The organism is Paraburkholderia caledonica NBRC 102488, assembly GCF_000685095.1.
Taxonomy (GTDB): Bacteria; Pseudomonadota; Gammaproteobacteria; order Burkholderiales; family Burkholderiaceae; genus Paraburkholderia; species Paraburkholderia caledonica.
Genome location: NZ_BAYE01000023.1, coordinates 56,514 through 69,952, shown reverse-complemented (window position 1 = coordinate 69,952; position 13,439 = coordinate 56,514). Strand labels below are relative to the sequence as shown.

Annotated in this window: 12 protein-coding genes; 7 read left to right on the top strand and 5 right to left on the bottom strand. The window is 61.3% G+C overall.

Annotated features, from left to right (window positions below; genetic code table 11):
* Together BCA01S_RS38825 and BCA01S_RS35500 are read right to left on the bottom strand one after the other, a co-directional pair.
* Positions 1 to 331 (bottom strand): ubiquitination-like system serine protease family protein (locus BCA01S_RS38825; protein WP_084166989.1); only part of this gene is annotated, 331 nt, incomplete at its 3' end.
* Positions 321 to 830: a hypothetical protein gene (locus tag BCA01S_RS35500; RefSeq protein ID WP_244146093.1), complete on the bottom strand. Its 510-nt coding sequence runs from the start codon at positions 828 to 830 to the stop codon at positions 321 to 323. The genes BCA01S_RS35500 and BCA01S_RS38825, both read right to left, overlap by 11 nt.
* 92 nt (positions 831 to 922) lie before the next feature.
* Between BCA01S_RS35500 and BCA01S_RS38170 the strand changes: the two genes are divergently transcribed.
* The 3 genes from BCA01S_RS38170 to BCA01S_RS29185 all read left to right on the top strand — a co-directional run bounded on the left by BCA01S_RS38170 (position 923) and on the right by BCA01S_RS29185 (position 3,604).
* Positions 923 to 1,546 (top strand): hypothetical protein, encoded by a 624-nt coding sequence (locus BCA01S_RS38170; RefSeq protein ID WP_156955104.1) that lies wholly within the window; start codon positions 923 to 925, stop codon positions 1,544 to 1,546.
* Positions 1,547 to 1,750: 204 nt separating this feature from the next.
* A complete protein-coding gene (locus BCA01S_RS35490) occupies positions 1,751 to 2,296 on the top strand; it encodes an ATPase (protein ID WP_244146094.1) in 546 nt (181 codons plus the stop codon).
* A 522-nt stretch (positions 2,297 to 2,818) separates the two neighbouring features.
* Positions 2,819 to 3,604 (top strand): hypothetical protein, encoded by a 786-nt coding sequence (locus BCA01S_RS29185; protein WP_027779939.1) that lies wholly within the window; start codon positions 2,819 to 2,821, stop codon positions 3,602 to 3,604.
* A 516-nt stretch (positions 3,605 to 4,120) separates the two neighbouring features.
* Here BCA01S_RS29185 and BCA01S_RS29180 read toward each other — a convergent pair.
* From BCA01S_RS29180 to BCA01S_RS29170, 3 genes are all read right to left on the bottom strand, one after another.
* The gene (locus BCA01S_RS29180) at positions 4,121 to 4,558 is read right to left on the bottom strand and encodes a hypothetical protein (protein WP_169740548.1); all 438 of its coding nucleotides are present in this window, start codon (positions 4,556 to 4,558) and stop codon (positions 4,121 to 4,123) included.
* 294 nt (positions 4,559 to 4,852) lie between these two features.
* Positions 4,853 to 5,815: a tyrosine-type recombinase/integrase gene (locus BCA01S_RS29175; RefSeq protein ID WP_042319774.1), complete on the bottom strand. Its 963-nt coding sequence runs from the start codon at positions 5,813 to 5,815 to the stop codon at positions 4,853 to 4,855.
* Between the two features lie 26 nt (positions 5,816 to 5,841).
* A complete protein-coding gene (locus BCA01S_RS29170) occupies positions 5,842 to 6,033 on the bottom strand; it encodes a hypothetical protein (protein ID WP_027779936.1) in 192 nt (63 codons plus the stop codon).
* A gap of 534 nt (positions 6,034 to 6,567) precedes the next feature.
* Between BCA01S_RS29170 and BCA01S_RS38160 the strand changes: the two genes are divergently transcribed.
* From BCA01S_RS38160 to BCA01S_RS38820, 4 genes are all read left to right on the top strand, one after another.
* Positions 6,568 to 6,942, top strand: a complete 375-nt coding sequence (locus tag BCA01S_RS38160) for a hypothetical protein (RefSeq protein WP_156955101.1) — start codon at positions 6,568 to 6,570, stop codon at positions 6,940 to 6,942.
* A gap of 458 nt (positions 6,943 to 7,400) precedes the next feature.
* Positions 7,401 to 8,654 carry a hypothetical protein gene (locus BCA01S_RS29155; RefSeq protein ID WP_156955100.1) on the top strand — a complete coding sequence of 418 codons (1,254 nt, stop codon included), beginning with the start codon at positions 7,401 to 7,403 and terminating at the stop codon, positions 8,652 to 8,654.
* A gap of 17 nt (positions 8,655 to 8,671) precedes the next feature.
* On the top strand, positions 8,672 to 10,675 hold the full coding sequence (locus BCA01S_RS29150) for a phospholipase D-like domain-containing protein (protein WP_027779934.1): 2,004 nt from the start codon (positions 8,672 to 8,674) through the stop codon (positions 10,673 to 10,675).
* The gene (locus tag BCA01S_RS38820) at positions 10,672 to 13,386 is read left to right on the top strand and encodes a helicase-related protein (protein WP_027779933.1); all 2,715 of its coding nucleotides are present in this window, start codon (positions 10,672 to 10,674) and stop codon (positions 13,384 to 13,386) included. Before BCA01S_RS29150 ends, BCA01S_RS38820 begins: the two co-directional genes overlap by 4 nt.
* Positions 13,387 to 13,439 lie beyond the last annotated feature (53 nt).

The window sequence follows — 13,439 nt, the reverse complement described above, 5'->3', positions numbered from 1 at the left end:
TCGCCTGCAGATCCCGCTGGTCGCGCTCGAAGACAGCCTTGATCTGCCTTTTCGACAGTTGCCCGCTCCAGATCACTCGGTTGTCGCGAATTAAGTAATGCGATTGGCAGGCCATCGACCAATTCCCGATCGAGGGACGTAGCGTAGCGCGCCCCTGCGCCAACTGAATTTGCCATTCTGCAGGGGAGAGGGGTGTCACTACCTTTTCCCCGCATCCGCAACAGCAAAGGTGCACGACCGCCCGATATTTCTCACTGATGTAGAGTCGCCCCGGCTGCAACACGCGGGGAGCAAGTTCGACCAGTTCCGGCGTGATCCGGTCAATTCGCATCCGTTCCCCCCGATCTTTCGGCCCTCGCCAGAGCCATCGCACTGATAGCAAATTCGAGGTGATGCCAGTCCCAATTCATCGCATAGAAGCCGAAGTGCTGCTTCCAGCGCATGACGGCGAGGATGGCGTTGAGGGCATTTGCATCGGCGATCTGAATATTCTGTTCATATAGAGCATCGCCAGCATCTTCCATCGTTGGGGCTCGATCGAAGAAATGCTTGCTCTTGGCCGGCGTGGCTATCGTGACCCGACACGTGCCAAAGATCTGCTGTGCGGTGGAAAGCGACATGTCCATGCCACAGTCGATAAAGGGCACGCCCTGGTCGATGAGATGGGAGCAAATCAATCTCCGCGCGGGCCCCTTGTCTACACAGACGAAGACGAAGTCAAACTGCCCGAGCAGTCCGACGTTGACTTCCGTCACGTACGCCGGATGTTCGATGATGCCTGTCCGCATCGGTTCATACAGAGCGGAGAAGTGCGCCAACTGTTCACCCAAATGCACACCGACGTATCGTCGGCGTTTCGCACCATGATTACTCCGCTGGCGCGGCGCGAATGGGATCCCGAAGCAGCAACAGGAGACAACACATGATCTACGCTTCCGAGCGTGATGCGAAGTTGGGCTGGACGATCGGATCAAATGCAATGTGGCGTCAATCCGGAGCCACCAGTGTTCGGCAGGTAACGGCCGAGTCGGTCGACTGTGGCACGGCCGTGCCGACAATAGTGATCGGCCTTAGCGACCTCTGGCAATACCTTGGGACGAGCGTCAACACTGCGGTGCCGCTACCCTTCAAACTCGGTTCGTCGCAGCGTCAGTCCGAACCGAAGCTGACTACGCCAGCAGAGATGGTGGAAGAATTGCGCGAGGCATTCGGACTCAACGTCACGCAGCTTGCACAAGTTTTGCACATCGAGCGCATCACGGTGTACGCATGGTTACGTACCGAACGGATGGAAAAACTCAATCTGTCCAACCGCAACCGCTTGTGGCGCTTGTACCAGTTGGCCAAGCAATGGGGCAGTTACGCGCCGCTTGCCGGGAAATACCTGGTCGAACCCGTCCCAGAGCGAACACGACGCTTTTACAGATACTCTGCGCACCGCAGCTGGATCCTGGCGAGTTCGCGCAGGTATATGAGCTGCTGGCGCGAGCCACCAGCCCGACTGCGCGTACCCAACGACATCGCACTGAGCAGCACGTCGCATTGAAGAAGGGCATCGGAAACCTGCGGAAGAACGCGAACAAGTTCGGGATGGATCTGGATTGACAGGTGAGCAGCTTTTCGACGCGTTCCTTGACGAGCTCGGCGCAGGCGCGGGGAACAAATCCCTGATGGTCATGATCGCCGGCCCCAATGGGGCGGGCAAGAGCACGCTATGGCGTCAATTGCTCGAACCGATGCTTGAGGATGCGTGGGGGCTGAGTACATCAACGCCGACGAGATTGAGCGTGAGCTGAACGAGGCGGCGCAGGAATATCCGGACGCGTCGCAGACTCAGGAGACTGCCCTTCAGGCGCAATCCGAAGCAACGCGTCGTCGTGAACTGATGTTGTCCGCGCCCTCTGGCGCTCAATGTCATTTCGTCTTCGAGACCGTCTTTTCGGACCCGTATGGTTACAAGCTCGCGGAGTTGCAACGTGGAGTGGAAGCAGGCTACTACGTTGTGATGTTGTTCGTTGGGCTCAATGACGTCGATCTTGCCCAAGAGCGCGTCCACGGCCGGGTTGCGACGGGAGGGCATGATGTGCCCTCCGACGTGCAGCACACTCGGTTCCCGCGCGTCTTTGCCAACGCACAAAAGGCCCTACAGATCGTACCGCTAGCAATGTTCTTCGATAACTCACGGGATCGGGACGGCGGGCAGAATACTCATCGTCCCGTAGCCATCGTAAAGAATGGTTCGGTGCTGGCCCAACACGAAAACATGCCAGCGTGGTGGCCGATGATCATTCCATAGGACGCCAAGACTTGCGCTTCTGAGAGTCGGTTTCGCTGTTCTGCGGGCGCTTGACGTTGCACGCGCTTTTGACCAAGAAGCATCAGATGCGCGCGTCGTTGCGACCGCGCAAGAGCAAACCGGCCGTAACCCGTTCGCAGCTCCGGGTGCTGTCGGCGACCCGCGACTCCATAGTTCGCACCACTCTGCGGCGTGGTATTCGCCGCAGTCTCCGGTAGGCCCCGCCACGGTCGTCGGGGGCAAATCGAATGGCCGGTTGCCGAGTGGGGGTGGCCTCAAGAAATCTTTGGTCACCCCTATCTGAAAAACGGCGGCACGCTCGAAAGCGCGGTCGCGATGGCGAACCACGTATCAAGCCGCACCACGCAGCTGTACGATCGGCGCCGCGATTACATCAGCCTCGATGAGGTCGAGCGGATCCGCATTTAAGCGTTGAGTAGGTTACCAAACTGCTCGGCGCTCAAAAGCACAAATGACATGTGGCCACCACCCTAAGTAGTTCGTCGCAGGAGCGGACACGGCATGAGCGAAAAGAAGACACTTTCTGATATCAATGAGGCCAACCGCATTTTCTGGAAAGCGCATGACCCGATGACGCTCTATCCGGAATCGATAGCTGCCGCGACGAACGCGCTGGAGTTGTACGACACGCACGGGCATGGTCGGTTCATCTGGCAGGCATACCAGCACTTTCGGGCTGCGGAAAAGCACTGGCCGGCATACAAGAAAAATCTCGAAGACTACACCAGCCAAGCTCACGGCATAGCTGCGCCACTAGTAGACGACGGTGTAATCAGCGCGCTACGCGACCGCGTGCTGTTTCTGATCGACGAGGTATTTGATGACCTGCTGAAGCTCCGCGGGACCAGCGACGACACGGGGAGCCAGGCCATAAAACGAACGCTCAAAATAGATGGCAGAAAAGCGCCAGTCAATTCCGTGGCCCGAGCAACCGATACGGAAATTGTCGAATCGATGATGACGATGTATCGCCATCTGGCAAGCCTTCAGGAGCGTTATAAAGGCGGCCGATCCCAGATGCCTGGGCCGCCTCCCTCGTCAGCAAAGCACATCGAACGGATAGTGGCCCAGCAGACCGGAGCCGGAATGTCGAAGATTGATGCCGTATGGCGCGCGTATCTCGCTACCGGGCAACACGCAGGATATTGCAGGGAACTGGTGGATCATTGCCAGCGCGTCGACAAGGAGCTTCGAGCAGTTCGTCGTCCGGGACCTAAAACGCATAAACGCAGCCCTGCGCGGCCATCGGTGGATCACGTTTGGCGAGCAACGATCAAAAAAACGTAAGTTTCCAGAAATCCCCCCTGTTTTCTAAATTTCCGGATCTGTTGCATACAGCTACCCATGCCGAACGAGATTGATAAGCAGAGCTCGTTCGGGGCTAACTATGGAGCCCTTCGTATGGTTCGCGGAATTGATGTTGTCGGAATCCTCAATTGCATTCCCGCTGTGCTACGCGCCTGCCAGGTAAATCCGATAGGCGCAGCTGTCCTCGTGCTTACAGGCGGTTTTATCCTGGCTGGGTGGATAGCGTGGTGTTTTCGCCGGGTGTGATCTGCGCTACGGCAGCGCAGATCTGCCGGCACAGCTACCGCTAGCTAAGCGAAGGGGGGCATGGGCGGCTATTTCGGCTTGTCAGAGCTTGATCAATTCGCCCGTCAAGCGGCAAGCGACAGGCGCCGTTCGACACGCATCCTCCCTTGGAGATAACACGTCATCGCCGGCCGTGTAGGCAGCATTGCCTAGTGAAAATGCAAGTTCGAGTCCGGTCCTAGCGGTTTCCATGCGCGTTCTTTGTTCCGCCTATCGCGAGAGATAGACCTCGACCGACTGCAAGATATCGATCACGTCTGCGGCACCTATGAAATCAAAGAGAACCGGCCCGGTCAGGTTGGGCATGATCTCATACACCGTTCCCAGCGTGCTCTTCACGCCCGCATTGCGGTTGTGGGCCGGATGCTTCGCCAGGCGTTTCTTACCCTCGTCGGTGATATTGAACGTGTTGCCGTGGGCGATGCCATTGCGCAGGTGATAGACCAGCTCAAGGATCGGTGCGTGGTCGAAGTATCGATGATCGCCGAGTTCATCCCCTAACATCAATAGCGCGCCCATCGCCCAAGTGCGAAGGAAGTGCCTTTGGAGGTCGTGATCCTCGCGAAGCAAGTCGAGATAAAACCGCAGATCGAGAGTGTGAAACGTGCCGTCCTTTCGGTTGATCTCTCCAGTCTGACTTCCCCCCAAAACCTTCGTGGGCGGCAGCGAATTGATCGACAGCGGATTGACGGCAACCTGGTGTGCTACCAGGAAGGCGTAGTATCCGTCCGACAGGTCGTGGGCTATTCGCGCGACGGCAAGTTTAATAGGATCGACGGCCCTGCTTCTTTTCCTTTACTAAGTCGGTTCACCGTTCCGGTATTCCGCAAACCCTCAACTGTACGGGCACGGGTCGTTACGACCAACCTTCGGTGCGCGCCGAAGCAGATCAACGTTCGTGCCTGTCCGTCCTGCTTCTTCGCCGCTTCCGCGCCGTTCGATTCAATATGCCACTTTAAACGTCGGCGAATCCTCGGGGCGGCTCCTGCGCCGGTCGTAGATCCGCGTGGTCGCGATGTTCGCGTGGCCGAGCCATTCCTGCACCTTCGCGATGTCGGCCTCGTGGTCGAGCGCGTTGGTCGCAGCGGTCGCACGCAGGCTGTGTACCCCGAAGCCCTCCACGCTGATCCGTGCTTGCGCCGCATACGCGACCACGCACTTGTATACGCCGTCGGCCGTGATCGCCTTGCCGGTTTTCCGGGTCGGCTGGAATAAGGCGGCGTCCGGTTTCTTCGCGTGGCCGGCCGCTTCCAGGTAGGTGTGGAGGCGTTCCGCGCTAGCCGGGTGAAGCGGCACGTAACGGGTCTTGCCGCCCTTGCCGTGCACGCGCAGGTGCGGCACGCCGCGGCGATCATGAATGTCGCGGACCTTTAACAGGCAAAGTTCCTCGCGACGCAGCCCGTGATATAGCAACACGGCCAGCATCGCACGATCCCGCTTCCCCTTGAGCGTCGTTGGGTCAGGCGCATCGAGCAGTGCACGGGCCTGATGATCACCGAGCGCCGGCGTCCTGCCCTCGTTGCTGTCGACCTTCGGACGCTTCGCGCCCCTGACCGGATTAAAGTCGACCGCGTTCTTTTCACACAGGTACTCGAACAGCGACGACAGCGCAGCGAGCTTGCGCCGGATCGTCGCGCCCGACAGCGCACGGTTCTCGAGCACCTTGCGCCACGCGAGTACATGGGCGCGGGTGACGATGCGGAATTCATCCGGCCGCCGGATCCCGGCAAAAGCCATGAAGTCCTGCAGGTCGATCTGGTACGCGCGGCGCGTGCGCGGATTGTCGAGATTGGCAAACCATTCGGCTTCAGCCGGGACAGCCGCGAGCTGGTGGAATTCGGCAGACGTCAGCGGCCGGTCCAGCCGTTCGGCGATCCCGGGGCCGGTATCGGGGCGTGACGGCATGAGAGACCTCCCTTTGTCGTCCTGACTCACAGGATGCGCAGGTTCCGGATGCGGCCGATCCTGGGTGACCGCCCGCGGATCAGCCCGGCGATGTACTCCGGCAGCAGCGCGCGCGGCACGGTGGCCGGCACGTCGGTGACAAGCTGGTCCGGCACCTGGGCGATGAAGTCGTCCGGCGTATCGGCGAGGCTGTGTTCATAGCTAACGCGGTAGTCCATCCTGTTTCCTTGCTGTGCGGTGGTCGACCGCGAATCCGGACAGACACCTGAACCATGGAACCGGGGCCTGTTTTTGTTGGCGGATATCGCGTAGTATTTCGCCAGTGGGCGTTCGTGCGCCCCGACACTTCGCAAAAGGCCGCCTCGAGCGGCCTTTTGCATTTCTGACCCGCCCCGTGAGGCGGGTTTTTGCGTTTACGAGGCTGTGGATGAAAAAGCTCGATCCGACCAGGGTACTCGTTGCGCTGATCCACGTGATCGGCGGCATCGCAGTGGCCTGGATCAGGTACCGCCACTAAGCCCTCCCGACTGCCTCTTTTTCCGTCAACCGCAAGCTGACGGGTTCGTGAACGGCTCATTGACCTGTCTGCGTTCTGGTCGGAACGTTACTATCGATAACAGATTTTATCAATAGTAATGTCGCAGCTGTCGATCGAACTAAATATGGAACCCGTTCACGGGTTTGAAACCCGCTTCAAGATAGAGATTGATCACGCCAAGTGATTGATGTGGCATGGAAAGGGCCGGCAATCGGTGTCGCATATCAAGGCCACGAATGCCACGCTGTTGGCTAAGGAAGGCTACGAGTTCTCCACGTTGTACTGGAACCTGCGTCGCCTGTACTTTTACATCGAGAACAACGCCGGTACGCTCGTGAACTATGGCATGCGTTATCACAAGGGGCTACCTATCAGTAGCAGCATTGCCGAGTCCGCGGTGAACTTGGTTGTCAGCCATCGCATGACGAAGAAACAACAAATGCGATGGACGGACGAGGGAGCGCATTGCCTTGCACAGGTCAGAGTTGCGGTCCTCAACGAAGAATTTTCGGTTGAGAAACTCGCCGCGTTGACCACCAGTTTCTGCAGTTACAAACTCGCCGAGTGCGCGAAGAGTGGCATGAATTGACCTCCCACGGTTTGGTTCACTTCCTGTCGAACTGGACGTCGACACCTTTTCGAGGCAGGCGTTGCATGGCTGCGGGAGCGGCATCGCGCCGGGCTCGGGCGCCGGATTCGCATTGCTGCCGCCGGACAACCCACCGGCTAGACAAACAAGAAAAGCGTCGGATGCTAAAGAAAATTCGCGTCGGGCCGACAATAAGTGACGTTGACTTCCGCAAAGTGAACCTCTGTGAATTTAAACGTGGTTTGGGACATGAATTGTCCAATGCGCGTTGCAAAATCATACGGATGACACATTTGTACTGATGCAATCGCTCCATCTACCGGAGGAACGACCTGACGCAAAAGATGACGTGATCGGCCCTTGGCCGGCGAGTGGCAGACTTCCCGATTTCACAAAACAAAAGAACAAACGGTACGTTGATGAGTATGTCGTGGGGGCTTCTTGGCCCTGAAACGCTGGTGACCGAACGTCGAACGCGCACGCTGAATCTTGGCGCATCCGTCCGGTCGTTTAACGAAATGGCCGTTCCGGGACTGGGCGGCGTGTGGTACGCAAAGCAGCTGTTTCTGGCTGCCCTCGGCGTTCGCGTAGCGGAGAAGGCGCGCGAGCGGCGCTTCGAAGTGACGAACATCGAAGCCGCCAACGCGATCGAGGCGATTGCGTGCTGGATGGGTTTCGTCGAGAACGGCCACGCGCCCGACGCGCGTCTGCGCGGCCATCGCAAGCTGGAAGGCAAGTCCGCGCTGACCTTCGCGCGGGTTCGCAAGTCCGGCTTCTATGTCAGCCAGCCCATGCGGATGTCGATCGTTCAGGCGCTGCCTGCTCTCGGCATCGTCGAAGCGGGCGCGAACCGCTTCAACGCGTTCCGCACCACGTCCGTCGCCGATGCGCTGCTCGACGCGCAGGTGAGCGCCTATGAGCCGTGTCACCACTCCCGTGGCGTCGTCGAATATCTCGTGCACTGGATGCAAAGCGGCGAGGCACTCACGAACAAGAGCGAGCTTCGCGGCGCGCTGTCGCCGCTCACCCAATTGACGCCCGACGCCAGCGCGATCATCACGCAGCAGTTGCTCGTGAGCGGCGATCGCGCGCCGGACCGCGAGCAGGCGCGCCGCTACGCGGCGCTGCGATGGGTCGAATGGGTCCGCGACAACCCGGCCCGCGCGCACACGTGGAATGACCGCCCCACGGACTTCATCAGCGAGGCTCACTGGCGCGATCTTCGCGCGGGCGCGCAATTCTTCCGGGCACGCGATGCGGCGCTCGACGTGCTCGACGCGCTCGAGGCGCATATCGGCAACAACGCGGCCGCGCAGCGCTTTACGCTCGGCGATCCGATTCCCGCAACGGTTGCCGGGCAAATGGACCTGCTCCATGCCGCTGCGCAACGGTTCATCGACGAAGACCACGACGATCCCGAAGCAAACCGGTTCTGCCGCCAATGCGTCGAGCGCGATCCCACGGTGCGTCTTGCCGGACTCGTCGCCCGCGACGAGCGCGTGCTTCGGCTCAAGTCGACCGACATCGTTCCCGGCCCCGCGTTCCAGGGCGTAACGGCCGCGCCCGCGAGCGCAGCCGATCCGGATCTGCCGGTCCCCACCGCGCATAGCGAGGACAAGTGGCCCGAAGGCATCTCGTATCGGATTCGCAACCTGTTTCTGTTGAATGCCGACCTGCGCGGGGAGCTGAATCAGTGGCTGGCGAATCAATAGGACGGGGCGAAACAGGCATGAACAAAAAATCAATCAAACGTCTTTCGCTGACGCAGCACTTCGACGCGCCGGACGCATGGATCGGGCACTTCGGCTGGCTCTGCGGCTACTCCGCCGATGCCGCTTTCATGGACGACGCGATCGAGCGGTTCACGGGACAGACGCACGCGCGGCGTGCCGGGATCGGTCGGATCTCGCTTGCCATGATGCTCGACGACGGCAACCCGATGGTCTCGACGCTCGACGTTCCCGGTCTGATGCATCTGCCGATGCGCGCCGCTGCCGCGCGGCCTTTCAGGCTGCTGCACGCGAAGGTCGCGCTGCTCGGCTATCGCGATCCGATGGACGCGTCGCGATGGCTCGTGCGGCTGATCGTTTCGACCGGAAACTGGACCAGGCAGACGCTCGAAGAAAGTCTCGATCTCGCGTTCTGCATCGACGTATCGAGCGAGCGTATCGGCAACGATAACGAAGGTGTCGGGCAGGATTGCGCCGATATTCATGCGGCCTGGCAATTGATGACCTGGCTGAAGCCCAACTTCGACTGCCGGATGATCGGGTCTCAAGGCAGTGCGTCGCCGGGCGAAGCGGCGGACGCCGATGCGCTGCTGAGCAAGTGGATCGACGCATGCGGCAGGAAGGCACGCGGTGAAACTGCGCGCTTCTTCGACAACCGCACGCTTTCGTTTCTCGCGCAACTGCCGGCAAAAATCGACCAGGCGACGAGCGGCGCGAAATGCAACCGTCTCGCAATGGGCTCGGGCTTCTTCGAATCCGCCGCCGATGGCGCACAACCCCGCGCGGTAATGAGCATCATTGATGCCCTCAAAGATCGCGGGCACATTGCCCAGGGCGGCGAGATTGATCTGTTCGTCAATCCGAATGCCTGCCAGGCCGTCGCGCAAGCAGTGGAAGAACTCGCGGAGCGTGGCGTGACGGTCCGCCGCGCGCATACGCCTGTCGAAGTCTTTGGTAACTCGAACGAGACCGCGCGCGCATTGCATGCGAAGTTCATCTTCGCCGCAAAACAGCTCAAGAATTCGAACGATTGCACCAGAGCGTGGCTGTATCTCGGTTCAGGCAATCTGACCCACGCGGGCTTCATCGCAAAAGCGAGCCGCGCGGGCGGCAACCTCGAGGCGGGCGTTCTATTCGCCGCGCCTGGCCTGCGATGGAAAGCGGGGCGCGGCGTCCCGCCCGCGAGCGTGGTCAGCAACGTGTTGCCTATTCATCCGGATGGCACCGTGTTGAGCGAAGCATCGCTGAGCGCGGGGCAGGAAATGCCCCCGCGTCCTCCCGCGTATCTGGCCGCGCCGATCGCATGGGTAAGCGCATGCGCAATCGGCGACGGTATCGAACTGCGTCCGTCCGAGCCGATGGAAAGCGTGCCGGATCTCGTCGTCGTCGATCAGAACCGGCAACCGTGCGCGCGATCGGCGACCGGTTTCATATGGCCGGGTGTCCAGCCGCGCATGGTGAATGTGCAGTGGCAAGAGAACGGCGCCTCGCATAGCGCGCTCGTGCCGGTCATCGACGAGTTTGGCCGCGTCGCCGCCACCTCGCTGACGGCGCTCGACATCGACGAAGTGTGGTGGCAGCTCGCGAATTTTCCGCTCGCGCCGGATCACGACACGCCTGACGGTTTCGGCGAGGGCGGCGATGCAGTGGGCGGCGCGGGTGCGGGGCAATCGGCGGCAACAGGCCGCACTTATCCCATCCGGCAGATGATGGAGCTTATCGAGAACATCGCGCACAGACAGACGCAGATCGACGAAGAAGACTGGAACGCCTGGTGCAACCGTCTCGAGCAGACGCTGAGCCGCGCCGCGAATCAGCCGGGCGTGATCGCGTTCGCGCAGCTTGGGCTCAACCCGCTCGCGTCGCTGCGCACGAAGCCGTTTCGCCCGGCCTTCGCCGAGACGGCGGACGAGCCGCCAGGTATCCGCTACGAGGCCGTGCTGGCGCGGATCGAACACGCATGGGGCGTCGCTTCGTGCATTGCTTTGGGGAGCAACGAATGAAAGTGCCGTTCAAAGGCTGGTCCGCGGTAAAAGCACATTTGCTGGAATACGCCGACACGCTGCGTGAGATGGAAGTCAACGGCGAAGCCGGCGGGCTCTGGCAACTCAATCGCGGCCAACGCGCAAGCCTGCGCGCGATCGCCCGGGCGTTGCCGGACAACGGCATCATCGTCGCCGATGAAGTCGGCATGGGCAAGACGCGCATCGCGGTCACGGTCGCCCGCTCGGTGATCGAATGCGGCGGCCGCGTGGCGATCGTCGTGCCGCCGGGACTCGGCTTTCAGTGGCGCGCCGAATTGCAAGCCGGGAAGGTGAAGTCGCCGCTTCTGCTGCGCAGTCTCTGGCAACTCCTCTCTGCGTGGAGTGCCGACGACCCGGCCGCACGTCACCCGTGGTCCGCCGAACGCGCCGTGCTGATTTCGCATGCCGTCGCGAACTGGTCGCTCGGCAAGGACCGCGTGGGCTGGCGCTGGCGTTTGCTGCCCGAGCTGTTCGCCAGGTGGCAGCGGTACAAAAAGACGCCGAACGGCAAACCGCATCGCACTGCGGGTGATGAGAAGGGCGATGTGCTGGTCGAGCGCGCCGCCGAAGACATCGTCGAGCGGGCCATGCGCGAACCCGATGGGCAGATTGCGAGATGGCTGGATGCGCTGGTCGATGGCACGGCTGTCCCGGATCTGAAGTTCAGCGACCTGAAGAGCGGCGGCGCCTACTACAGCGGCGGCGCGCAGCGTGAGCTGCTCGAACGCGCGGTGGGCACGGGGCTCGGCGAGTTCGATCTCGTCATCATCGACGAAGCGCACAAGAGTCGCGGCGACGAGAGTGGCTTGTCGAGGCTGCTCGGGAACGTGATCGTCGCGTCGAAGAAGGCGCGGCGCATGGCGTTGACCGCGACGCCCGTCGAACTCGACGCGGCGCAATGGAAGCAGACTTTGGGCCGAATCGGTGCGCCCGTCGAGAACATTCACGACGCCATCGAGCACTACTCGAAAGCGGTTTCGCGCGTGCGTCAGTGCATTGGCAACGAGGACGCGCGCAAGGTCTATTTCGAAGCCGCGAAGCGTTTCAGAAAGACACTCGCGCCTTACGTCCTGCGCCGCGACAAACGTCAGGACGAATTCGTGCGTGAGTTCGAGCGCCTGTCGGGCCAGCCGCATCATGCCTATCGGCGCACGAGGGAGATCCTCGTCGATCCGGCGACGCTGTCGTCCGAATGGAAACAGGCCGTATGTGCGGCCGAAGCGCTGTCCCTGGTCGATGCAGGCTCGGATGCGAGCTGGAGCGGGCAAGCGAAGCGGCTGCGGTTGACGGTGGGAAATGGCCACGGCATCGCCAGCCTGATTGACAAAGCAACCTACGACGAGGTCTCCGACCGGCGTCAGGAAGACGATCTGAAAGCGCAGCAAAGCAACGAAGACGCCGCCAAGTCAACGCCGTTGCGCGAGGCCGACGACAAGTCGAAGCAACGCGCGCAATGGTGGTTCGACGCCGCGACGCGCGCCTTCCTGAGCAGCGAGAGTGCGCTGCACGACCACCCCGCAATTTGCGCGGCGATCGGCGCGATAGAAGAAACGACCGCGCTCGGCGAGAAGGTGCTGGTGTTCGGCCGCTTCACCCGGCCGCTGCGCAGTCTCGTCGATCTGCTCAATGCGCGCGCGATGCTGCGTTGTCTCGATAGCAATGGCACGGATCTTTGGCCGCGACGCAAGGTGCACGACACCGAGTGGCCAGCGGTCGTTGCGGCCCATCGTCAGTTGGGGCGCCCCGGCTTGGTGGAGCGTGAGGCAATCGACGCGGCGCTAGATCGTCAGTACGGGAAACTCGAAGCGGAGCGCGAGCGCTATCGCACCGGTTTGATCCAGAACATCGAGAAGGGCTTCGCGGACGACACCACCCATCGCTTCGCGCGCGGCATGTTCGAGGCCTTCCGTCGTGCGATCAACGACACGCGTACCGATACGGGTAGCACCAGCGCACTGGCGCTCGTGGCGCGTGCGATGCACGAACTGCGCGCCGGCGATATGGAAGAGGGCAACGCGTCGGTCTACACGAGTGCCTTCATCGAGCTGATGGAAGCCACGAACGAGCGTGACGTCGAACGTTCGGACGGCCAGGACGGCGGCGATCACCCGGATCTCGCCGACTTCGATTTCGACGCCGCGTGGACGGCCGTCGAAGAGCGGTTGAGGGACGAATACAACCGGCCGGAAGGTGGCTTCGCGCGCCTGATGTTCGGCGAGACGCGGCCCGAGACGCGGCGAATGCTTCAACTCGCGTTCAACCGCGCGCACAGCTTCCCGCGCGTGTTGGTCGCGCAATCGCTGGTGGGGCGCGAAGGTCTGAATCTTCACAAGGCGTGCCGGTCCGTCGTGCTGCTGCATCCGGAATGGAATCCGGGCGTGGTCGAACAGCAGATCGGGCGCGTCGATCGGCTCGGTAGTTTGTGGGAATCAATGATGCGCGAAACGCTGCGCGATCCACGGCGCGACGCACCGGTTCCGCAGATCGAAGTGAGGCCGATCGTCTTCAAGGGCACTTACGACGAAGTGAACTGGGCCGTGTTGCGCGAGCGCTGGGAAGACTTGCGCGCGCAACTGCACGGCGTCGTGATTCCGCCGCACATGGCGGAGGCGGCGCCGGGGTTCGAGGAAGAAATCAAGGCGATCAACGACGGCGCACCCAATTTCGCGCCCGCGGACGAAGCGGCCTAGCCCCCGGTTCGAAACCGGTTCGAAGCCGGTTCGAAGCACGCGAACAAACATAA

Coding starts and splice junctions, on each gene's coding strand:
- BCA01S_RS38170 (WP_156955104.1), top strand. CDS start 923: ATGATCTACGCTTCCGAGCGTGATGCGAAGTTGGGCTGGACGATCGGA.
- BCA01S_RS29175 (WP_042319774.1), bottom strand. CDS start 5,815: ATGCCGTCACGCCCCGATACCGGCCCCGGGATCGCCGAACGGCTGGAC.
- BCA01S_RS29150 (WP_027779934.1), top strand. CDS start 8,672: ATGAACAAAAAATCAATCAAACGTCTTTCGCTGACGCAGCACTTCGAC.
- BCA01S_RS38820 (WP_027779933.1), top strand. CDS start 10,672: ATGAAAGTGCCGTTCAAAGGCTGGTCCGCGGTAAAAGCACATTTGCTG.
- BCA01S_RS29185 (WP_027779939.1), top strand. CDS start 2,819: ATGAGCGAAAAGAAGACACTTTCTGATATCAATGAGGCCAACCGCATT.
- BCA01S_RS29170 (WP_027779936.1), bottom strand. CDS start 6,033: ATGGACTACCGCGTTAGCTATGAACACAGCCTCGCCGATACGCCGGAC.